At 70.4% G+C, this 21,090-nt stretch carries 13 protein-coding genes and 2 pseudogenes; 7 read left to right on the top strand and 8 right to left on the bottom strand.

Going from position 1 to position 21,090, the window contains the following annotated elements:
- Positions 1-173: 173 nt before the first annotated feature.
- The 5 genes and pseudogenes from ACH4ZX_RS14645 to ACH4ZX_RS14625 form a co-directional block, all read right to left on the bottom strand.
- Positions 174-1,859, bottom strand: a pseudogene (locus ACH4ZX_RS14645) (ribonuclease J).
- A gap of 192 nt (positions 1,860-2,051) precedes the next feature.
- Positions 2,052-2,441, bottom strand: a complete 390-nt coding sequence (locus ACH4ZX_RS14640) for a hypothetical protein (protein WP_398272111.1) — start codon at positions 2,439-2,441, stop codon at positions 2,052-2,054.
- An 864-nt stretch (positions 2,442-3,305) separates the two neighbouring features.
- On the bottom strand, positions 3,306-3,548 hold the full coding sequence (locus ACH4ZX_RS14635) for a DUF5302 domain-containing protein (RefSeq protein WP_398272109.1): 243 nt from the start codon (positions 3,546-3,548) through the stop codon (positions 3,306-3,308).
- Positions 3,549-3,753: 205 nt separating this feature from the next.
- On the bottom strand, positions 3,754-5,169 hold the full coding sequence (locus ACH4ZX_RS14630; protein WP_398272108.1) for a DEAD/DEAH box helicase: 1,416 nt from the start codon (positions 5,167-5,169) through the stop codon (positions 3,754-3,756).
- Between the two features lie 251 nt (positions 5,170-5,420).
- The gene (locus ACH4ZX_RS14625; protein WP_398272106.1) at positions 5,421-5,909 is read right to left on the bottom strand and encodes a GNAT family N-acetyltransferase; all 489 of its coding nucleotides are present in this window, start codon (positions 5,907-5,909) and stop codon (positions 5,421-5,423) included.
- A gap of 370 nt (positions 5,910-6,279) precedes the next feature.
- On the opposite strand from ACH4ZX_RS14625, the pseudogene ACH4ZX_RS14620 reads away from it, so the two are divergent.
- Positions 6,280-6,702, top strand: a pseudogene (locus tag ACH4ZX_RS14620) (polyketide synthase); the annotation flags it as partial.
- A 101-nt stretch (positions 6,703-6,803) separates the two neighbouring features.
- Here ACH4ZX_RS14620 and ACH4ZX_RS14615 read toward each other — a convergent pair.
- The 3 genes from ACH4ZX_RS14615 to ACH4ZX_RS14605 form a co-directional block, all read right to left on the bottom strand.
- Positions 6,804-8,018, bottom strand: a complete 1,215-nt coding sequence (locus tag ACH4ZX_RS14615; protein WP_398272105.1) for an FAD-dependent monooxygenase — start codon at positions 8,016-8,018, stop codon at positions 6,804-6,806.
- 68 nt (positions 8,019-8,086) lie between these two features.
- Positions 8,087-8,329 carry an FAD-dependent monooxygenase gene (locus tag ACH4ZX_RS14610; protein WP_398272103.1) on the bottom strand — a complete coding sequence of 81 codons (243 nt, stop codon included), beginning with the start codon at positions 8,327-8,329 and terminating at the stop codon, positions 8,087-8,089.
- Between the two features lie 927 nt (positions 8,330-9,256).
- Positions 9,257-12,781, bottom strand: a complete 3,525-nt coding sequence (locus ACH4ZX_RS14605) for a glycosyl hydrolase (protein ID WP_398272101.1) — start codon at positions 12,779-12,781, stop codon at positions 9,257-9,259.
- A 383-nt stretch (positions 12,782-13,164) separates the two neighbouring features.
- Between ACH4ZX_RS14605 and ACH4ZX_RS14600 the strand changes: the two genes are divergently transcribed.
- The 6 genes from ACH4ZX_RS14600 (at position 13,165) to ACH4ZX_RS14575 (ending at position 21,041) form a co-directional block, all read left to right on the top strand.
- A complete protein-coding gene (locus tag ACH4ZX_RS14600; RefSeq protein WP_398272099.1) occupies positions 13,165-14,457 on the top strand; it encodes an ABC transporter substrate-binding protein in 1,293 nt (430 codons plus the stop codon).
- 426 nt (positions 14,458-14,883) lie between these two features.
- The gene (locus ACH4ZX_RS14595; protein WP_398272097.1) at positions 14,884-16,194 is read left to right on the top strand and encodes an ABC transporter substrate-binding protein; all 1,311 of its coding nucleotides are present in this window, start codon (positions 14,884-14,886) and stop codon (positions 16,192-16,194) included.
- 110 nt (positions 16,195-16,304) lie between these two features.
- Positions 16,305-17,255, top strand: a complete 951-nt coding sequence (locus ACH4ZX_RS14590) for a carbohydrate ABC transporter permease (protein WP_398272095.1) — start codon at positions 16,305-16,307, stop codon at positions 17,253-17,255.
- Positions 17,252-18,160: a carbohydrate ABC transporter permease gene (locus tag ACH4ZX_RS14585; RefSeq protein ID WP_398272093.1), complete on the top strand. Its 909-nt coding sequence runs from the start codon at positions 17,252-17,254 to the stop codon at positions 18,158-18,160. The genes ACH4ZX_RS14590 and ACH4ZX_RS14585 overlap by 4 nt, the downstream gene beginning before the upstream one ends.
- A 255-nt stretch (positions 18,161-18,415) precedes the next feature.
- Positions 18,416-19,819 carry a GH1 family beta-glucosidase gene (locus tag ACH4ZX_RS14580; RefSeq protein ID WP_398272091.1) on the top strand — a complete coding sequence of 468 codons (1,404 nt, stop codon included), beginning with the start codon at positions 18,416-18,418 and terminating at the stop codon, positions 19,817-19,819.
- 172 nt (positions 19,820-19,991) lie between these two features.
- Positions 19,992-21,041, top strand: coding sequence for a LacI family DNA-binding transcriptional regulator (locus tag ACH4ZX_RS14575; protein ID WP_398272089.1), 1,050 nt, complete (start codon positions 19,992-19,994; stop codon positions 21,039-21,041).
- Positions 21,042-21,090: the final 49 nt, after the last annotated feature.

Raw genomic sequence — 21,090 nt, 5'->3', positions numbered from 1 at the left:
GCAGCGCTCGCCACCGGGCCGCCCGGGCCGACCCGGTGGGCCGGTGGGCCGGTGGGCCGGTGGGCCGGTGGGCCGGTGGGCCGGTGATGAGGCTGGACATCAGGACCGACTCGTCGCCGGGTTTCACCTCGTGCACATCGGCGTCCGCCCCCGGACGCCTGCCCGAGTGTGGCTCAGGCGTCGATGATGACGGGGATGATGAGGGGCTTGCGGCGGTGGGTGCGGAACGCCCAGTTGGCCACGGCGCGGGCGAGGAGCTGTTCGAGTTGGCGCGCGTCCCCGACGCCTTCCTCGGCCGCGGCGGCCAGGGTCTTCTCGATGACGGGGATGACCGGCTCGAAGGTGGCGTCGTCGTGGACGAAGCCCCGGGCCAGGAAGTCGGGGGCCTCGGCGAGGGCGCCGGTGTCCGCGTCGACGATCGCCACCACCGTGACCACGCCTTCGGCGGCGAGGGTGAGGCGGTCCTTGAGGGACGCTTCGGTGGCGCCGCCGACTTCCATGCCGTCCACGTAGACGTTGCCGGCGGGGACCTTGCCGGTGATGGATGCGCGTCCGTCGACCAGATCGACGACGACGCCGTCCTCGGCGATGACGACCCGGTCGGGGTCGACACCGGTACGGATGGCGAGGTCGGCGTTGGCCCGCAGGTGGCGCCATTCGCCGTGCACGGGCATGACGTTGCGGGGCTTGACGATGTTGTAGCAGTAGACGAGTTCGCCGGCGCTGGCGTGCCCGGAGACGTGCACCTTGGCGTTGCCCTTGTGGACCACGTGGGCGCCCCACCGGGTGAGTCCGTTGATCACCCGGTAGATGGCGTTCTCGTTACCGGGGATGAGTGAGCTGGCGAGCAGGACGGTGTCGCCCTTGCCGATGCGGATCACGTGGTCGCGGTTGGCCATTCGTGACAGCGCGGCCATCGGTTCGCCCTGGGAGCCGGTGCACACCAGAGTGATCTTGTGGTCCGGGAGTTTCTCCAGCTCCTTCGTGCTCACGACCAGACCGGAGGGGACCTTCAGATAGCCCAGATCACGGGCGATGCCCATGTTGCGGACCATCGAACGGCCGACGAAGGCGACCTTGCGGCCGTGTTGGTGGGCGGCGTCCAGGACCTACTGGATGCGGTGCACGTGGCTGGCGAAGCTGGAGACGATGACCCGGCGCGGCGCGGTGCGCATCACCTGCTCGATCGCCGGGTTCAGCTCTCGTTCGGAGGTGGTGAAGCCGGGTACTTCGGCGTTGGTGGAGTCGGTGAGGAACAGGTCCACGCCCTCCTCGCCGAGGCGGGCGAAGGCGCGCAGATCGGTGATGCGGTCGTCGAGAGGGAACTGGTCCATCTTGAAGTCGCCGGTGTGCAGCACCATCCCCGCCCGGGTGCGGATCGCGACCGCAAGGCTGTCGGGGATGGAGTGGTTGACCGCTACGAACTCGCAGTCGAAGGGCCCGAAGCCACGCCGGTCGCCCTCCCGTACCCGCACCGTGCGCGGCCGGATGCCGTGTTCCTTGAGCTTGGCCTCCAGGAACGCCAGCGTCAGCTTGGAGCCGACGACGGGAATGTCGGACCGTTCGCGCAGCAGGTACGGCACGCCGCCGATGTGGTCCTCGTGGCCGTGGGTGAGGACCACGGCCACGATGTCGTCCAGCCGGTCCCGGATCGAGGTGAAGTCCGGCAGGATCACGTCCACGCCGGGCTGGGTCTCCTCGGGGAACAGTACGCCGCAGTCGACGATGAGCAGCTTGCCCGCGTGCTCGAAGACAGTCATGTTGCGGCCGATCTCACCCAGGCCGCCCAGGGCGATGACCCGCAGCCCTCCTTCGGGAAGGGGCGGTGCGGCTTTCAGTTCGGGGTGCGGATGACTCATGCCCCTGACGGTACCCGGAGAGCGGGACAGGGTGATCCATTACCTCCTCCCGACAGGGCCGGGGCACCACAACGGTGTCCGGGGACGATCTGAGGACGCCGGCGGCCGGACAGGGAGGGGTCGAGGCGGGGTCCAGTCAAGGTGAGCTCAAGAGCCGCCACGAGATGATCTTGGAGTCCTGAAGGCGGCTGGTCAGGATGCGGTAGGCATCGCGCGGGCGAGCGGCGCCAGGTTTCCGTACAGGGCGGCGTGCAGGGCGGCTGCGAGTTCGCGGGCCCGGCTCTCGTCTGCCACGTCGTGCAGTACGAAGTAGACCGGCCCCGCGGAGGAGTCCGAGCGGATCTCGTCGGCGCGGATCATCTGGATGACCGCGGCGCGGATGGCGTCGTACACCGAGTCGGCGACGGCGTGCTGCGGGACGGTGATCATGTCGGCCTTCACCGTCCAGTGCTCGCCCAGAGACTCGATGGCAACGAAGACGGCGTCCTGCTCCTTGGCCTGCCGGTACGCCGCTTCGAAGGCCGCCATGCCCGTCGCGTCGGGCATGAGGTCGGCAGGGTAGGGAGCCGGCAGCGGCTGCATGGGAACCATCGTGCCAGGCGCGCGGGACGGCACGGACGGCGACACGGCAGGCGTGTGCCTCACTGGGCCTGGCGGGCCGCCGATGGGCAACCGGCGCGCTGGCTGGGCTGCGGCCCGGGACTGGTGGAACCGTCTTGGACAGAGAAGGACCCCAGCGTGGTGATCGCCGGGGTCCTTGCCCTGTGGCAGTCAGGGGCGCTCGTTTCAGGGGCCGATGGTGGGGTCCAGTCGGTGTGCAAGGGCTGCTCCCCCCAAAAGATGGTGCGGGCGGGCGTGGAGATCAGGGTGGCTCCGGCAAGCGTCACGGCCCGTCTCCGGCGCACGCACGGGAGCGGCCACATCGAAGACCATCAAGGACCAGACCGTCGACCAGCTCGGTGGAAGCAGCAGCATCCTGGTGCGGCAACGCCGTGCGCACGAGGAAACGGCGGCTGACGGATCAGTACCTGACCCTCGACGACCTTCACCAGCGGGAACGCGTTCCGAAGCAGGCGGTGCAGCTGGTCTTCAGCCATGCCTTCATGGAAGGGACGGTGCTGTGGCCCGCCGTACGAGCCTCAGGCCCGGACGGCGAGGAACTGACGACAGCCGCAGTCGTTTTCCACAGCGGTACAGGGGCACGCAAGGCGCGCAACACCGGCCGCGTACCCTCGGACAAGGCACTGCTCTCATCCCGGAATTCCAGTTCGGCGGCGCCACCGACCCGAACCAACCGCATCTGGGCCATTCCCCCAGGCGAGTCCGCCGGCTACGCCCCGCCCGCAACGCGTGCACGGGCATGCGCACGTCGCGGGCCACTGCACGCGACGCGCGAGTGGATAGCGCGAATGCCGGTGAAGCGGTCAGATCGCGGGACTCATCGACTCAGCCGCCGCTCTTGCGCCTGAACGACCGCTGGCTCGCAGCCGGGCCGTGCGCCGAACGCACCTTCGACGCATCGGACTTGGCGGCAATATCAGCGGCGTCCGCCTGCGCACCGCGCTTGCGCGCCAGGGCTTCGCGGAACTTGCGCTTGAGGTCGTAGTTGCCGTCGCTGTCCGGCTCCAGAGGGGACGTCTCGGGGACAGCCGGCTCCGAACCTTCCGTAGATACGGGCTCTGCGGTCATGGTGATCTCCTGGGTTCGGGGGTGGGCAAGCACAGCTTGTCATGCTGGGCGCAGTGCGAGGCGCCGGCAACATCGTTCTGCTCCGTTTCGGCGGGTATCCCTCTCGCGGCCGAAGTCGTTGACCTCGTAGGTGAGGCGCACCTGACGGCTTCGGGCCGGGCCGAGGGTTGTCGATCCCGTGGCCAGGCTGCCAGGGCAACGGCTCTCAGCCGTTGCGACGCACGAGGGCGGCCCTGCGGGCCTCGGCGAGCTTGCGGGCCTCGCCGGCCTTTCGGGACTTGCCGCCGGCGCCGCGGGAGGTGCCCTTGCTGGTGCCGAGGCCGCGGAAGGGAGCGTTGGTGTTCTTGGGTCGGGGGACGGCGGGCTCGCCGTCGAGCGGGATCCCGGAGGGAGTCTTGGCGCCGGTGATCCGGCTCAGCTCCGCCTCGCCCGAGCGCACCTTGGTGACGGTCGGCTCGATGCCGGCCCCGGCCATCATGCGGCTCGTCTCGCGGCGCTGGCCCGCCAGCACGAGCGTGACCACGCTGCCGGACTCACCGGCGCGGGCGGTGCGGCCCGCCCGGTGCACATAGTCCTTGGCGTCGGTGGGCGGGTCGACGTTGACCACGAGGTCGAGGTCGTCGACGTGCAGGCCACGGGCCGCGACATTGGTCGCCACCAGAACGGTGATCTGGCTGTTCTTGAACTGCGCCAGGGTCCGTGTGCGCTGTGGCTGGGACTTGCCGCTGTGCAGGGCCCCGGCGTGCACCCCGCTGGCCCGCAGATGCCGGGTGAGCTGGTCGACGGCGTGCTTGGTGTCGAGGAACAGCAGTACGCGGCCGTCGCGGGCGGCGATTTCCGTGGTGACGGCGTAGCGGTCAGGGTCGTGGACGACCAGAACGTGGTGCTCCATCGTCGTGACTGTGCCCGCGGCCGGGTCGACCGAGTGGACGATGGGATCGTGGAGGTAGCGGCGGACCAGTTGATCGACGTCGCGATCGAGAGTGGCCGAGAAGAGCATCCGCTGACCGTCGGGGTGCACCTGGTCGAGCACGTCGGCAACCTGCGGCAGGAATCCCAAGTCGCACATCTGGTCGGCCTCGTCCAGCACGCTGATTCTCACCCGTCCCAGGCGGCAGGCGTTGCGCTCGATCAGGTCGTGCAGGCGTCCGGGGGTGGCGACGACCACCTCGGCTCCCTGGCGCAGCGCGGCGGCCTGCCGGCCGATCGACGTTCCGCCGACGACCGTGGTGATCCGCAGCCGCAGTGCCTCGGCGTACGGCGCCAGCGCCTGGGTGACCTGTTGGGCCAGCTCCCGGGTAGGCACCAGGATCAGAGCAAGGGGCTGCTTCGGTTCCGCGCGCCGCCCGGCCGTCCGTGCGAGCAGCGGCAGGCCGAAGGCGAGCGTCTTGCCTGATCCGGTGCGCCCGCGTCCCAGGATGTCGCGCCCCTCCAGGGCATCGGGCAGTGTGGCGGCCTGGATCGGAAAGGGTTCGCGCACCCCGAGTTCGCCAAGTGTCCGCAGCACCTCCGTCGGCAGTCCCAGACCGGCGAAGGTGACGGCCGGGAGCAGCGCCGGGGTCGTTGCCTCGGGCTGGGCGGGACTGCCGTGCGCGATGCCGGAGTCATTGGGATGCTTCATGAACAGCCTTCCGCAAGGGAACGTACCGAGGAAGGCCCGGCAGGTTTGAACAGCCCACGCACAAGCCGAGCGGAACGGGCAGAATCGCCCACCGCGACGACCACGCAAACGCGTAAGACTAACACATGGCATAACCTCGCGCCGCTGATACCGATCGCCCCTGCGTACGAAGGCCGAGCCGGTGACCTCGCGGCTCCTGCAAGCCGGCCACCACGCAGCGGAGCCGGTGCCTCGCCAACCGGCACACCGCGTCATCCCGAAGAAACGCGAAACTCGAATTCGGGACGGTCCCACGGCACGGCGGGCGGGTTCGCGAGCGCGGTCCCGATCCGCACCGCACCAGCGCGGTGGTAGAAGCCCTCGGCGGGAACATGCGACACGACCTTGACACGGCCGAGCCCGGCGGCACGGGCCTCGGACTGCATGTGCGCCACGAGCAGCCGTCCGATACCCCGTCCTTGCGCTTCGTCGGCGACGAACAGCAGGTCGAGCTCCGGTGGCGCGAGGACGAGCGAGTAGAACCCGAGGACCCGGCCTCCGTGCTCGTCGGCGCCGACGGCCACAAAGGCGCGGTGGGCCTCGAGGTAATCAGGACCGACCCGGTAGCCCGCGACTGCGGCTGCGTACTTACCCTCGTAGGCGCCTGAACCACGCACGAGCCGCGTGAGCCGCTTGGCATCCCGCGCGACGGCCCTCCGTATCGTGATCGGCTGGCTGATCGGGGAATTGCGTGGACTCATCGGGAGAGTATTTCGCACCGGGGCGTGCCGTCGTGCTGCGGGTCGGCTGCTCGGGCAGGATTCCTGCACCGCTCCCGGGCAACCGCCTGCCCAGGCCCCGATCGATCAAGTCACTGCCGCCGCATCGGCCGCCCGCCGACAGCAACTGGGACGCCCGAACCGCCGCGGAAGAGCCGGAGAACGCTCTCAGCTGCGCACCGCCGACGCGGACGTACCGCCGGAGCCCGGCCGGCTGCTGCCGCAGCCGCCCTCCGAGGTGCTCCTGAACACCACGGCGTGGCCGTGGGAGGGGCTGGACGAGGCGGCCTTCGCGCGGCTGGTCCGCAATCACGGCAGGTGGTTCGAGCAGAACAGCGGCCCCGACTCCCCCGGGGCCGTACTCCTCAAGCCCCTCGCAAGGGCGCTCGCCGACGGCGACCGCGTCTACTGCGTGATCCGCGGCGGCGCGCTCAACAACGACGGCGCGACCGACGGCCTCACCGTGCCGAGCGCGGCCGCGCAGAGCGAGGTGCTGCGGCTGGCGTACGAGCGGGCCGGCATCGACCCTGCGGACGTCCAGTACGTCGAACTGCACGGCACGGGCACCGCCCTGGGCGACCCCATCGAGGCATCCGCCCTGGGCGACGTCCTGGGCACGGCCTCCGGCCGCCGACTGCCGCTGACGGTCGGCTCGGCCAAGACGAACGTGGGGCACCTGGAGGGTGCCGCCGGAATGGTCGGCCTCCTCAAGACCGCCCTGTCCCTCCATATGCGCAAGATCCCGGCCAGCCTCAACTACAGCGCCATCAGGCCCAGCGGGTACTCCTCGATGAGGTCCCACTGCGTCTCCAGGTCCGGCGGCCGGAAGTAGTCGGGGCGGTAGACCATCTGCGCTCTCCTTTCCGTGCGGCCTGATCAGGCGGTGGCGGCGGACACCGTGCCATCGAGCAGCGAACCGAGGTAACCGAGCACCGCCGCGCTGTCCCCCGACGGCGCGGTGAGCCCGATGTATCCGTCCGGCCGGACGAGGACCAGCGTGTCGGCGCCGAGTCCGTACGCCGCCGGCCGTTCGCCGAGCAGACAGGTCCTGAGGTCGTCCGGGCCCGCGGCCGCCACCTCGCGCAAGGCCGTCCCGCAGCCGGCGCCGAAGCCGAGCAGCGTGAAATGCGGGCCACGGAACACGTCGGACAGCCGGACGAGCTGGCCGGCCATGTCCAGACACACCGAGTCCGGGGCACGGTCGCCCGCCTGTACGCCACCACCGGTCTCGCCGAGCATCGCGCGGCTGAGCGAACTGGCCCGGTACTCCAGACCGAGCTGCAGGGTCTCCTGGGTCAGACCGGCCTCGGCGCCGCCGATGCCGCCGGTCATCTCCTCGAACACGGCCCTGGCGCCGGCGACGCTGGTGTCCAGCGTCCAGCGCGCCACGGGCAGCCGCTCCTCCTGGTAGGTGTCCAGCAGCTCCGGCGCCGCCCCGGCGAGAACCAGCGCGAGCTTCCAGCCGAGGTTGTAGGCGTCCTGGACACCGGTGTTGGCGCCCAGCGCACCGAGCACGGGGTGGACATGCGCGGCGTCCCCGGCCAGGAACACCCGGCCCACCCGCAGCCGGTCGGCCATCCGTACGTTGATCCGCGAGGTCGACAGCCAGGTCGCGTCATGGACCCGGATCGGCATCCCGGTGGCCCGGTCGACGGCCCGCTGAAGGGCCTCCACCGACGGCTCCATGGGCCGGCCGTCCGCGTCCGAGGGAGGCGTGGCCTGGATCTGCCAGGAGCGCGTGCCGCTGAGCGGGCACAGCATGACCACACCGAGGTCGGGGTCCAGCCACTGGTACCAGGCGTCGGGAGCCAGCCCGTCGACCTGCACGTCCCCGACGATCAGTTGCTTCTCCTCCTCGGTGAACCCCTCGAAGGAGATGCCAAGTCGCTTGCGGACCGGGCTGCGGCCGCCGTCGCAGCCGACGAGATACGCGGCCGACACCTGCTCGGTGCCCTGCGCGGTCGCCAGTGCGGCCGTCACCCGGTCCGCGCCCGTCTGCTCGAACTCGACCAGCTCGGTGCCCAGCTCCACCGCGACCCCGTACTCGGCGAGCCGCTCCCGCAGGATTTCCTCGACCCGTGACTGCGGCATGAAGTGCAGCCGGCGGAACGGCTCGCCCTGGGTCGGCGCGTTGTCGAGGTACGGGATGGTCTCGTTGATCAGCCGGTCACGGCGGTAGCGCAGGAAGGGCAGCCACCGGACGCCAGGACCTCGTCGATGGCCCCGAGGTCGTAGAACACCTCCAGGGTGCGGGGCTGGATACCGGCCTTGCCGCGCGAGGCGGTCGTGAAGCTCTCCTGCTTGTCGATGATCCGCACCGGTACGCCCCGGCGGGCCAGCTCGAGCCCGAGGGTCAACCCGGTCGGCCCGGCCCCACTGATCAGCACGCTGACGCTGTCCATACAACCCTGTCATTCCTCGTCGGTCGGGCGATTGCCCAGGTCAGGGCTGCACGCTATGGAGCAGGCGAGACTCCGGCTAACCCCTAGCGATCCCCTACGGCCAGGTGATCCCGCCGCCCGGCGCCCGTCGCCGTGGGTAGGGGTTCCGAGGCTGGAGACGGGGTGGAGCCACGGGGGAGGCCGGCAGTCGCGCGCGGATCCCCTTCCTCGCCCGCGACTTCCTCGCCCGCGACACCGGAGCCAAAGATCCGGAGCGCAACGATGCCCGAGCCCCGGGCTGCCCGACGTCCTGAGCCGGCTACGACGAGGCTCCGCCAGACTTCCGGCGGGGTCTCGTCGTCTCCTGCGCGCCCCCACACTGCCTCGCTCTGAAGGCGCACTGGGCCGGTCGAGGAACTCACCATTCGCGGGGCCAAGCATTTCCGCGAGCTGAGCGAACGCGCGTGCCGTGGGTCGGCCGGCCTGATCGGGCCCCGCGTCCTTGCTACGGTGCCCCCGGAACGGGGAGTCCGGGTGCGTCAGTGCCCTCGCCGGACGCTGCACCCTGTCGTGGCCTGCTCGGTGAAGAAGCCCCGTGGTGATGGTTCGGGGCTCCGCCGTATCACCAGCGATCACACACCTGTCACGAACTGCGCGGACCCTCCCGGCCCAGAAGGCGCTGACCTGCAATTCCATGCCCGCGATGGACTGGCTGGACGCCCACGGACGCCCATGAAAACCTGTGCCAGGTGGTGCCCGGTGAGGGACCCGGGATCAGGACCGGGGCCTCTTCCGGCCCGGCCCGTCGAAGCGGTACCGGAGGGTGTTCTGTGGTGTCTCGCTCACCCTCAGGCCCTCTCACGTGTCACGGGATCCCCATGACGCGGCACCCGTTCGAGCCGGGGAAGCCTGGACCCTTCGGGGGTCCAGGCCGGTCCGCCGCGTCCGTCAGGCGTACGGCAGGTGCAGCACGGAGAGGTTGCCGGTGCCCAGGGCGCTGGCGCTGGTGCCGAGGGCGTTCCAGACCTTCGCCTGGACCTTTCCGTTCTTCAGGTCACAGGTCGAGCCGCTGGACGAGGCCAGACCCTTGGACTGCGTGTAGTGCTCCCATCCCGCCACCGGGTCGGTGGCGAAGTAGTTGTAGGTCTCCACACGGTCCCAGCTGCCGTCGCCGGTGCAGTCGTAGGACAGCCGCACCTGGATGCCGTTGCCGACCGCGGTGTTGGCGTCGACCGCGAGGTCGAAGGTCGGGGTGCCGCCGTTGTAGGTGAGGTTGACACCGGCTGCGGTCATCGTCACCGGCTGGTACGGACTGCCGTCGTGGTTCGCGCCGTCGCCGGCGGTCACCGAGACGCTGCCGGCGGCGCTCGTGCCGGGAGTCAGCGACCCGTCGTTCTGCAGGTACAGCGTCGGCGAGGTGATACCCGTTCCCGACGTCGTGGTCGACGTGGCCGAGGCCGACGGGCTGCCGCCGCCGTCGGTCATCGTGTAAGGCAGGTTGAACACCGAGAGGTCGCCGGTGCCCAGGGCGCCGGGGTTGCTGCCCAGGGCGTTCCAGACCTTCGCCTGGACCTTTCCGTTCTTCAGGTCACAGGCCGTACCGGTGGCCGAGACCAGCCCGGAGGTCTCCTTGTAGTGCTCCCAGCCCGGGACCGGGTCGGTGGCGTAGTAGTGGTAGGTCTCCACACGGTTCCAGGTGCCGCTGCCGGTGCAGTCGTAGGACAGCTGCACCTGGACGGCGTTGCCGACCGCGGTGTCGGCGTCGACCGCGAGGTCGAAGGTCGGGGTGCCGCCGTTGAAGGTGCCGGTCAGACCGCCGGCGGTGAGCGTCACCGGCCGGTACGGGCTGCCGTCGTGATTGGCACCGTCGGCGGAGGGCACCGGGACACTGCCGGAAGCACTCGTCGCGGCGGTCAGCGACCCGTCGGTCTGTGCGTACAGCGTCGAGGAGTTCCCGCCGCCGGGGGGCGGGCTCGTGCTCGCGGGCGGGGTCGAGATGTCGGTCGACGGCGGGGTGGAGGTGTCCGTCGACGGCGGGGTGCCGTTGCCGCCGCTCCAGTTCTGCGCTCCGGAGGCGACCGTCTTCCCGGCGGGGACGTCGACGGTGGTTCCGTCGGAGAAGTGCACCGTCGAACCCGTGCCGGTGGCGTCGGAGGCGACGTAGGTGCGTTCGCCGTTCTTCACGAAGACCGAGCTCAGCGGGCTGTCCGCGGTAACGGTGGTGTCGACGGTGCCCAGGGCGGCGAGGTTGCGGATCCAGTGGAAGGTGTGCGCCTTGCTCTCGCCCTCCTCCGAGGCGAAGGAGTTGTTCGCCTTGAAGTTGGCGAGGGCCGCGGCGCCGTCGCCGAGGGCCTGGTACTCGTACCAGATGTCGGTCCAGATGGTGGGCTGGGTCTTGCCGCTCTGGTCCAGCATCTCCTGGTAGTTGGCCTTGACGTACGCCGGGTCGTAACCCAGGTACAGGTGGCCGCCGGTCACCGGCAGCAGGTTGATGCCCTGGATCTGCTCGGGCGCGCTGGAGAACCAGGTGGAGTAGGCGCCGCCGTTGCCCCAGACCATGCCGACTTCCTTGTGCTTGAAGTCGGCGGGGTAGACGTCGTTCTTCGTGTCGAACCAGTAGTCCTGAATCGCGGCGGCCTGCGTGGTGTACATGTAGATGCCGGCGTCGCGGACGGTCTTGTTCCCGGTGGCGATGCCCCACTGGATCAGCGCGTTGTCGAAGTTCATGCCCTCCGACGACGACTCCTGGTTGTTGCCCGCGGCGAACGAGCCGTGGCCCGAGGCCCAGTCGTGGCCGCTGTAGATGTCGAAGTCACGCAGGTAGGGGAAGCGCTTGTCCGAGCGGTCGTAGTTGTTCGCGTCCCGGATGAGCAGGTCGACCATGCCGCCGTACTGGCCGGAGGCGGCCCAGGCCGGGTCGAACTTGGCGAGGGTCGCGGCGGCCGCGATGTAGTAGCCGTAGTGGAAGTGGTGGTCGTTGAGTTCCTGGTCGGAGCCGTAGGAGGCCGGGTAGCCGATCAGGGTGCCCCACTTGTCGTCGTAGTAGAACAGGTGCCCCGTCTCGTTCTGCGACGCGGTGAACCAGTCCGTCAGCTTCGACTTGATCGTGGCCAGCGCCGCGTCGCGCACCGCCGTGTTGCCGGTCTGGTCGGCGATCTCCGCCAGGCGCGCGGCCCGTCCGAGCCCCTTGCCCGTCCAGTAGGTGTCGTCGCTCTGCTGCCGGGCCGGGTCGGCCTTCTCCGCGTTCAGGTAGTTCTGCAGCGTGGTGGAGTCGGAGCCGGAGCTGTCGGCGACCGCCGGCACCTCGGGCAGGACACCGTGGAAGAGCATCGACGTCGTGAAGGAGTCGATGCCCGCGAGGATCTTGAGCGGGCCGCGGGAGGAGATGTACTTCTCCGGCAGCGGGGTGCCGCCGGCGAGGTACCGCCACTGGTGCGGCATCAGGGCGGCGACCGTACCGGTCCCGGTTCCCTCCATCGCCTTGGTGGTGTACTTGTAGGTCGTCGTGACAGTGCTGGTCGCCTCGTCGTACGTGTAGGAGACGGCGGTACCGGTGACGTGGTCGTGGGCGTACTTGGCGTACTCGTCGGCGAGCGCGGCCCGGTCGGACGCCGAGGTCGACGACGTGGTCGGCAGCACCGCGACGGAGAAGTAGTCCTTGCCGCCCAGCGAGGAGGTGAGGGTGGAACCGCTCACGGACCAGGTGGAACCGGTCGGGGCGAAGGCGACGTAGTCGTGCCCGTTGATGTTGTAGCCGATGGTGCCGCCGGAGTTGGACCACACGTTCAGGGTCGCGGTGGAGGAACCCTTGATCTGCGCGTTGCCGCCGGTGGCGCGGTAGTACGAGAAGGGCAGACCGGAGCCGATGGTGGCCCGCAGCGTGTGCGCGCCGTCCGTCAGCAGGGGGCTGACGGTCCAGTCGGTCCAGTCGTCGACCCTCACCTCGGGGGCCGCGAGACCCGCGACACCGACGGTGAAGTCCTCGGCGTAGTTGTAGTGGTACTCGCCGACGCCCTTCGCGCTGCCGGAGATCGCCGGGGTGGTGCTGTAGGAGACGCCCAGGCCGCCGGACTGGGCCTTGTAGCCCAGCGGCTGCGCGAACAGCGGCTCGCCGTAGGCGCAGTTGGTGCGCTTCCACAGGATCGACGACCACCAGTCGTTGGTGGGCACCGCTCCCGACGGGGCGTTGGGCGTGGCCCAGCGCCGGGGGTTGGTCGACAGGTCGCCGCAACCCGACGGCAGCGGGCCGGGAGGGGTCGTGGTGTAGCTGCCCTGGCCGACGGTTCCGGCACTGGCGGACTGTGAGGTGAGCACGGTCAGCACGGCGCCGAGCAGGGTGACCACCAGCCCGATGACCGCGGTCCGCGAGTGCCGGAAAGACGGCCGGGCGGGTCTGTGCCCGGTGCCCGGGGAGGCGTCCGTTGGAGCGCCGCGCTCCGCCGCTCCGGGCGGCGGATGGCTCGCAGAGAGCATGGAATCTCCTGTTGGTGAGGCGTCGCGCGGGCCGCACGCGACCAGACAGTCGCATGTGCTCCCGTGGGGCACATGCGCGAGGAGAGGAACAGCCGCGGGCGGTGGCCGGCCGCGCTGGACTGGAGGGTGCGCCCTCACAATTTTTGAGAGCGCTTTCAAGATGGGGAGGCTAGGGACCGCGTCCGGAAGGTGTCAACACATGTGCACCGTTCTTTTGACCGGGCCTTTACAGCGAAGTGCCGATTTCCCCTCGCCCACAACGGCCCAGGCAGCTCAGACACTTGACGGAGTGCCAGGTCGATTGCACTGTCGTACGGGTCGAGAGCGCTCTCAGAGCCTGTCGGCGCACGGACACTGCCTCACGACCTGGAGACCGATCCCCCATGCCTCCGTTCAGACCATCCCGGCCACTGGCTCTCGGCGCCGCGGCTCTCGCCGTCTGTCTCGCGGCCGGCGCCTGCACCCTCTCGGACAACGATTCCGCGAACAGGATCACCCTGACGGTCGACCTGTTCGGATCCTTCGGGTTCAAGGAGGCGGGCCTGTACGACGAGTACATGAAGGCCCATCCGAACATCGTCATCAAGGAGTCCGGCACGCGCGACGAGAGCCGGTACTGGGAGAACCTCACGACCAGGCTGGACTCGGGCACCGGACTGGCGGACATCCAGGGCCTGTCGGCAGACCGGCTGGCCGGCGTGGTGCGGCGCCGGGCGGGCAGTTTCACCGACCTGAGGGCCGTCGGCCTCGCCGCCGCCGACCAGGGGCTCCTGCCGTGGAAGAGCGCCGCCGCCACGGCCGGGGACGGCAAGGTGCTGGCCGTCGGCACCGACAGCGGGCCCGAGGCGATCTGCTACCGCACCGACCTCCTGAAAGCCGCCGGCCTTCCGACCAGGCGCGACAAGCTCGCGGCCAAGTGGTCCACCTGGGAGGGCTACTTGGCGCTCGGCAGGAAGTACGCGGCCAAGGCCGGGCCCGGCCACGCCTGGACGGACAGCGCCGAGAGCCTGTTCACCGCCGAGATGGGGCAGCAGCGCGTGCGCTACACCGACGAACACGGCAAGCCCGTGCACGCGGAGAACCCCACCGTGAAGACGGCGTGGAAGCATGCCGCCCGCCTCGTCGAGGACCGGCTGACGGCCAAGGCGCCGCAGAACAGCGCGAAGTGGAACAAGGCCCTGTCGTCCGGCGGGTTCGCGACGGTGATCTGCCCCGCCTGGATGCTCGACCGCATCGAGACCCAGGCCGGCGACCGCTACGCCGGCCGGTGGGACGTGGCACCCGCGCCCCGGAGGGCCGGCAACGTGGGCGGCTCCTACCTGGCGATTCCCAGCACGTCGAAGCATCCCGAGGAGGCCGCGGCACTGGTCAAATGGCTCACCGCCGAGCAGCAGCAGGTCAGGCTGTTCACCCGGCGCGGCCTCTTCCCGTCCAGCCAGGGAGCGCAGGCGCAGGTGAGGCTGGCCCAGGACCCCTACTTCAACAACGCGCCGGTCGGGGAGATCTTCACCCAGGCCGCCGCCGGGACGGCCGTGTGGGTGTCCGGGGCCGACGACACCGCGGTGCAGCAGGAGTTCGGCGACGAGCTGCGCGCGATGGAAAGTGCCGGAATCTCGCGGGAGACGGGCTGGAAGCGCGCATTGGCCGGCGCCGACAAGATCGTCGGGTCGCACTGACACCCTCGGGCGGCGCGCTCCCGCCCCCGGACGGCATAGAGCGCTCTCAGGCGTTCGCCGCCTGCCGTCGGCGGCCGGCGCGGCCCCGGCCACGGCGGCAAGCCGGCCGGCCGTGACCGCCGGCATGGCGAACTCAGGGGAATGCATCACCGGCCGAGCCAGCACACGCGCCGGGCCGGCGCCCGGAATGTTCCCACCCCCCTGACCAGGGACGCGACACCCGCACGGCCACACCTTCGACGCCGGACCGGCCCCGCCCGGTCGCCGCAGCCGGGCACGTCCCGGCCCGCTTGATTCGTTCCGTTACCGACAGGGCCCTTGACGTCCGGGGGGCTGCTGCGGAAACTCTGACCACCGTTTGAGAGCGCTCTCACAGCGCCCGGCGGTCGTGTCCCGTACCCCGTCCCGAAGCCATCGGAGGCTTCCATGCACATATCTCGAGCCGCCAGACGAGCCACCCTCAGACTCGGGGCGGTCGCACTCGCCGGTGCTCTCCTCGCCGCCTGCGGGTCCGGTTCCTCGGACTCCTCCCAGTCGCCCGGCAAGAACGGGAAGGTCACTCTCACGGTCGACCTGTTCGGCACCTTCGGCTTCAAGGAGGCCGGCCTGTACGACGAGTACCAGAAGCTGCACCCGAACGTCACGATCAAGGAGTCCAGCACCGAGAACGAGGCCGACTACTGGAAGGCGCTGCAGACCCGGCTCGCCGGCGGCGGCGGCCTCGCCGACGTCCAGGGCATCGAGGTGGGCCGTGTCCCGTCGGTCACCCAGCAGCAGGCCGACAAGTTCGAGGACCTGAACGCCTTCGGGGCCAAGGCCCTGAAGAACGACTACTCCGAGGCCAAGTGGGCGGGGATGTCCACGCCCGACGGCCGCACCCTCGGCCTGGGCACCGACGTCGGCCCGGAGGCGATCTGCTACCGCGCCGACCTGTTCGAGAAGGCCGGACTGCCCACCGACCGCGACGAGCTGGCGAAGGAATGGGCCGACTGGGACGGCTACCTCGAGCTGGGCAAGCGGTACCAGGCCAAGGCGGGCGCCAAGAGCCACTGGATGGACAGCGTCGGCAGCCTCTACTCGCTGATCATCGGGCAGCAGAAGGAGCGCTACTACGACGCCTCCGGAAAGCTGATCTACAAGGACAACCAGGCCGTCAAGTCGGCCTGGGACACGTCGGTCAAGGCCGCCCAGGACGGGTTGAGCGCCAGGCTCGCCCAGTGGACGCCGGCCTGGAACCAGGCGTTCAGCAGCGGTTCCTTCGCCACCATCGGCTGCCCCGCCTGGATGCTCGGCTACATCAAGGGCCAGGCCGGTGCCGCCGGCACCGGCAAGTGGGACGTCGCCCCGCTGCCCGGCGGCGCGGCCGGCAACTGGGGCGGCTCGTACCTGTCCATCCCCAAGGGCTCGCAGCACGCGAAGGAGGCCTACGCCCTGATCAAGTGGCTGACGGCGGCTCCGCAGCAGGAGAAGCTCTTCAAGAAGCAGGGCAGCTTCCCCTCCAGCGTCGGCGCCATCGAGGCGGTCAAGGACGTCAAGGACGCCTACTTCGGCAACGCTCCGATCGGTGAGATCTTCGGCAAGGCCGCCGAGACCTCTCCCGTCCAGGTGATGGGTGTGCACGACAACGACGTGAACGTGCAGATCACCAACGCGCTCGGCGAGGTCGAACGCAAGGGCACCAGCGGTGCCACCGCGTGGAGCCACGCCGAGAAGGGCATCGAGAACGCGGTCGGCTGACGAGCCACCGGCCGCCGTGGGGCGCGAAGGTCCTCCTCCCCGGCTCTGCCGCTCCTTCGCGCCCCTCCCCCTGACGTCCCTGCCGGACCTCTTCGATCGAAGGTCTCACCATGACCCTGACCGCCACCGCCCCGCGGCGGACGGCGCGGCCACCGGCCCCCCTGCGGCGGCACCTGGCCCGGCTGTCGCCGTACGCGTACGTCACTCCGTTCTTCGCCCTGTTCGCCGCCTTCGGGATGTTCCCGCTGCTCTACACCGCGTACGTCGCGTTCTACCGCGTCGAGCTGCAGACACCGGGGGAGATGGAATGGCGGGGCCTGGGCAACTACACCGCGATCTTCGGCGACGAGTTCTTCTGGACCGCGCTGCGCAACACCTTCACCATCGGCGTGATCTCCACCGTCCCGCAGCTGCTGATGGCGCTCGGCCTGGCCCACCTGCTCAACTACAAGCTGCGCGGCCGCAACTTCTTCCGCGTCACCATGCTGCTGCCCTACGCCACCTCCGTGGCCGCGGCCACCCTGGTCTTCGCCCAGCTCTTCGGGCGCGACTTCGGCCTGATCAACTACCTGATCGGCCTGGTCGGCATCGACCCGGTCGACTGGCAGTCCGGCACTATCGCTTCGCAGATCGCCGTGTCCACCATCGTCACCTGGCGCTGGACCGGCTACAACGCGCTGATCTACCTGGCCGGCATGCAGTCGATCCCGGCCGAGCTGTACGAGGCGGCCGAGCTGGACGGCGCCTCACGCTGGCGGCAGTTCCTTCACGTCACGCTGCCCGGACTGCGCCCCACCGTCCTGTTCACCGTCGTGGTGTCCACCATCGGCGCCACCCAGCTGTTCGGCGAACCGCTGCTGTTCGAGGGAAGCATCTCCGGCGGCATCTCGCACCAGTACCAGACCCTCGGCCTGTACATGTACGAGCAGGGCTGGGGCTTCTTCCACCTCGGCCGTGCCGCCGCCATCGCCTGGGTGATGTTCCTGCTCATCGTCCTGCTGGTGCTGGTCAACACCGCCATCGCCCGTCGCCGCAGCGGTAAGGAGACCACCGAGCGATGACCACACTCGCCACACCGCAGCGCGCCCGCAAGTCCGCCGATCCTGCCGCTCGTCCTGCCTCCCGCCCGCGCGGGGGGCGGGCGGGAGGCCAGCACCACGGGGGCCGTCTGGCGTACCTGATCCTCATCGCGGCGGCCCTGTTCTCGGCGTTCCCCTTCTACTGGACGATCGTGGCGGCCACCCGCTCCAACGCGGATCTGGCCAAGACTCCCCCGGCGCTGCTGCCCGGCGGCAACCTGATGCACAACTTCCGTCAGGTGCTGGAGCAGGCCGACATCGGCAAGGCGCTGCTCAACTCACTGGTCGTCTCCGGATCGGTGACGGTGGGCACCGTCATGTGCTCCACCCTGGCCGGCTTCGCCTTCGCCAAGCTCCGCTTCCGGGGCCGCAACGCGCTGCTCGCCCTCACCATCGGCACCATGATGATCCCGCCCCAGCTCGGGGTGATCCCGCTGTTCATGGTCATCGCCAAGCTGCACTGGGTGAACCAGCTCCAGGCGGTCATCCTGCCCGGGCTGGTGTCCGCCTTCGGAGTCTTCTTCATGCGCCAGTACCTGGTGCAGGCACTGCCCGACGAGCTGATCGAGGCGGGGCGGGTCGACGGCGCGTCGACGGCGCGGATCTTCTGGAGCATCGTCATCCCGGTCGCACGGCCGGGCATGGCGGTACTCGGGATCCTGACCTTCATGGCCTCGTGGAACGACTTCTTCTGGCCGATCATCGCCCTCACCTCGCAGGAGCCGACGGTGCAGGTCGCCCTGCGGCAGCTGGGCGGAGGGTACGTGCACGACCAGTCCGTCATCATGGCCGGCACCCTGCTCGGCACGCTGCCCGTGCTGCTGGTCTTCGGCCTGCTGGGCCGGCACATCGTGGGCGGCATCATGCAGGGCGCCGTCAAGGGGTAGGCGCGGCGCCCACCGCGCCTGCCGGCGCGGACGCCACGTCACGCCGCAGGCGGCCCCCGGTCCGCCTTCCTGTGCCCCGGCGCGGTTCCGTCCGCCCCGCTCATCCGCTCCGGGGCCGGGCGGGCCGCCGGCCGGGGGCCCGCCCGTACGTCCCTGCCCGGCGGTCCGCAGCCGGACGACCCCTTCCACAACCGACGCAGGACCGGGGAGCGGCCACAGCCCGCGCCTTCGGTACGACATCACGATGGAGCTTCGATGACCACTGTCACCCCCCGCACCACGGACGTCTCCGAGAGGACGTTCCCGTCGGAGTTCCGCTGGGGTGCCGCGACCGCCGCCTACCAGATCGAGGGGGCCGCGCACGAGGACGGGCGCACACCGTCCATCTGGGACACCTTCAGCCGGACGCCGGGCAAGGTCCGCAACGGCGACACCGGGGACATCGCGGCCGACCACTACCACCGCATGCCCGAGGACGTGGCGCTCATGGCCGGCCTCGGCCTGACGGACTACCGCTTCTCCGTCTCCTGGCCCCGGGTGCAGCCGACGGGGCGCGGTCCGGCCAGCCAGAAGGGCCTGGACTTCTACCGCGCCCTGGTCGACGAGCTGCTCGCCAAGGGCATCCGCCCCGTGCTGACCCTCTACCACTGGGACCTCCCGCAGGAGCTGGAGGACGCCGGCGGCTGGCCCGAGCGTGACACCGCCCACCGGTTCGCCGAGTACACCGCGCTCGTCGCCGAGGCGCTGGGCGACCGGGTAGGCACGTGGACGACGCTGAACGAACCGTGGTGCGCGGCGTTCCTCGGCTACGCCGAGGGCGTCCACGCGCCGGGCCGCACCGAACCGGAGGCCGCGCTGCGGGCGGCGCACCACCTGAACCTGGCCCACGGCCTGGGCGTCGATGTGCTGCGCCGGCTGGTGCAACCGTCGGCCGAGGTGTCGCTGACCCTCAACCTCGCCGCCGTCCGCCCGCTGAGCGACGGCCCCACCGACGTGGACGCGGCTCGGCGGATCGACGCGCTGGCCAACCGCGTCTTCCTGGACCCGGTCTTCCACGGCCGCTATCCGCAGGACCTGCGGGCGGACACCGCGGCGCTCACCGACTGGTCCTTCGTGCGGGACGGCGACCTGGCGATCATCTCCCGCCCCGTCGACAGCCTGGGCATCAACTACTACACGCCCACCGTGGTCGCCGCCGGCTCCCACCCGCTGCCGTCGGCCTGGCCCGCCGCTCAGGACCGGGCGATGTTCCTGCCCGCCCGGGGCCCGCGCACCGCCATGGACTGGCCGGTGGACGCCGACGGCCTGTACGAACTGCTGACCCGGCTGCGGGACGAGCTGCCGGACACCCCGCTGCTCGTGACCGAGAACGGCGCGGCCTACGACGACTACGCCGACCCGCACGGGGCCGTTCACGACCCGGAACGGATCTCGTACCTCAGAGCGCACCTGGAGGCGGTGCACCGGGCGATGGCGGAGGGCGCCGACGTCCGCGGGTACTTCCTGTGGTCGCTGCTGGACAACTTCGAGTGGGCCTACGGCTACAGCAAGCGATTCGGCATGGTGCACGTGGACTACGCCAGCCAGCGCCGCACTCCGAAGGACAGCGCGCTGTGGTACGCGGACGTGGTGGCGCGCTCCGGGCTGCCGCGCTCCTGACCCGGTGCAGGCCTCCCGGCCTGCCGAGCCCACACCGGGTCCGGCGAGCCGGGGCCGTGTGCCCGGAGCGGGCGGGTAGCGCGCCGCCGTCATGAGAGCGCTCTCTAAAAGAGCAGGAGCCAGTCGGCCACCCGGGGGTTACGCTGTTCGGGATCCCCGAGAGGAGCGTTCCTTGTCCGACCAGATCTCCGTGCGCCGCCCCACGCTGGAAGCCGTCGCCGCACGGGCGGGCGTCTCGCGGGCCACCGTGTCCCGTGTCGTCAACGGGGGCGACGGAGTGCGCGAGGCCCTGGTGGAGAAGGTGCGCCGTGCCGTCGACGAATTGGGGTACGTGCCGAACCAGGCGGCCCGTACCCTGGTCACCCGGCGCACCGGGGCGATCGCCGTCATCGCCGCGGAGCCGGAGACCAAGGTCTTCACCAACCCCTTCTTCGCCGAACAGCTCCTGGGCATCAGCCGGGAGCTGGCCGGCCACGACCACCAGCTGGTCCTGCTGCTCACGGAGGGAGCGGCCGACTACGAGCGGGTGGGCCGCTACCTCGCCGGCGGACACGTCGACGGTGCCGTGCTGTTCTCCCTGCACGACGAGGACCCGCTGCCGGACATCGTCCGCCGGGTCGGCATCCCGACCGTCTTCGGCGGCCGTCCTTGCTGGCCGGGAGCGGAAGCGGACCGCAGCCTCCTCTACGTCGACTCGGACAACCGCGGCGGCGCCCGCGAGGCTGTCCGCCACCTCGTCTCGCTGGGACGCAGCCGTATCGCGACGATCACCGGGCCGATGGACCAGATGGCGTCCGTCGACCGGCTCGACGGCTACCACGACATCCTGATGGACGCCGACCCCCGGCTCGTCGTCGAAGGCGACTTCAGCGAAGCGGGCGGCGCGCAGGCGATGGCCGAGCTGCTGGACCGCGTCCCCGACCTGGACGGGGTCTTCGTCGCCTCCGACCTCATGGCCGTGGGCGCGCTGCGCGTCCTGCGGGAACGCGGACGCCGGGTGCCCGAGGACGTGGCGGTCGTCGGCTTCGACGACATGGCGAAGGTGGCCGAGCTGACCGATCCGCCGCTGACCACGGTCCGCCAGGAGATCGAGGAGATGGGGCGGCTGGTGGTGCGACTGCTGCTGCGCAGCCTCGACCGGCAGGCGCCGGGCAGCAGCGTCGGCCGTCCGCCGTCCTCCGTGATCATCCCTACCCGGTTGGTCCGGCGGGCGTCGGCCTGAGCGGACCTTCGTCCGTCCGGCCGACGCCCGGGCCGTGCGCACAGCAGTC

The organism is Streptomyces sp. NPDC020490, assembly GCF_044335305.1.
GTDB lineage: Bacteria > Actinomycetota > Actinomycetes > Streptomycetales > Streptomycetaceae > Streptomyces.
This window is presented reverse-complemented; position numbering and strand designations above follow the sequence as displayed.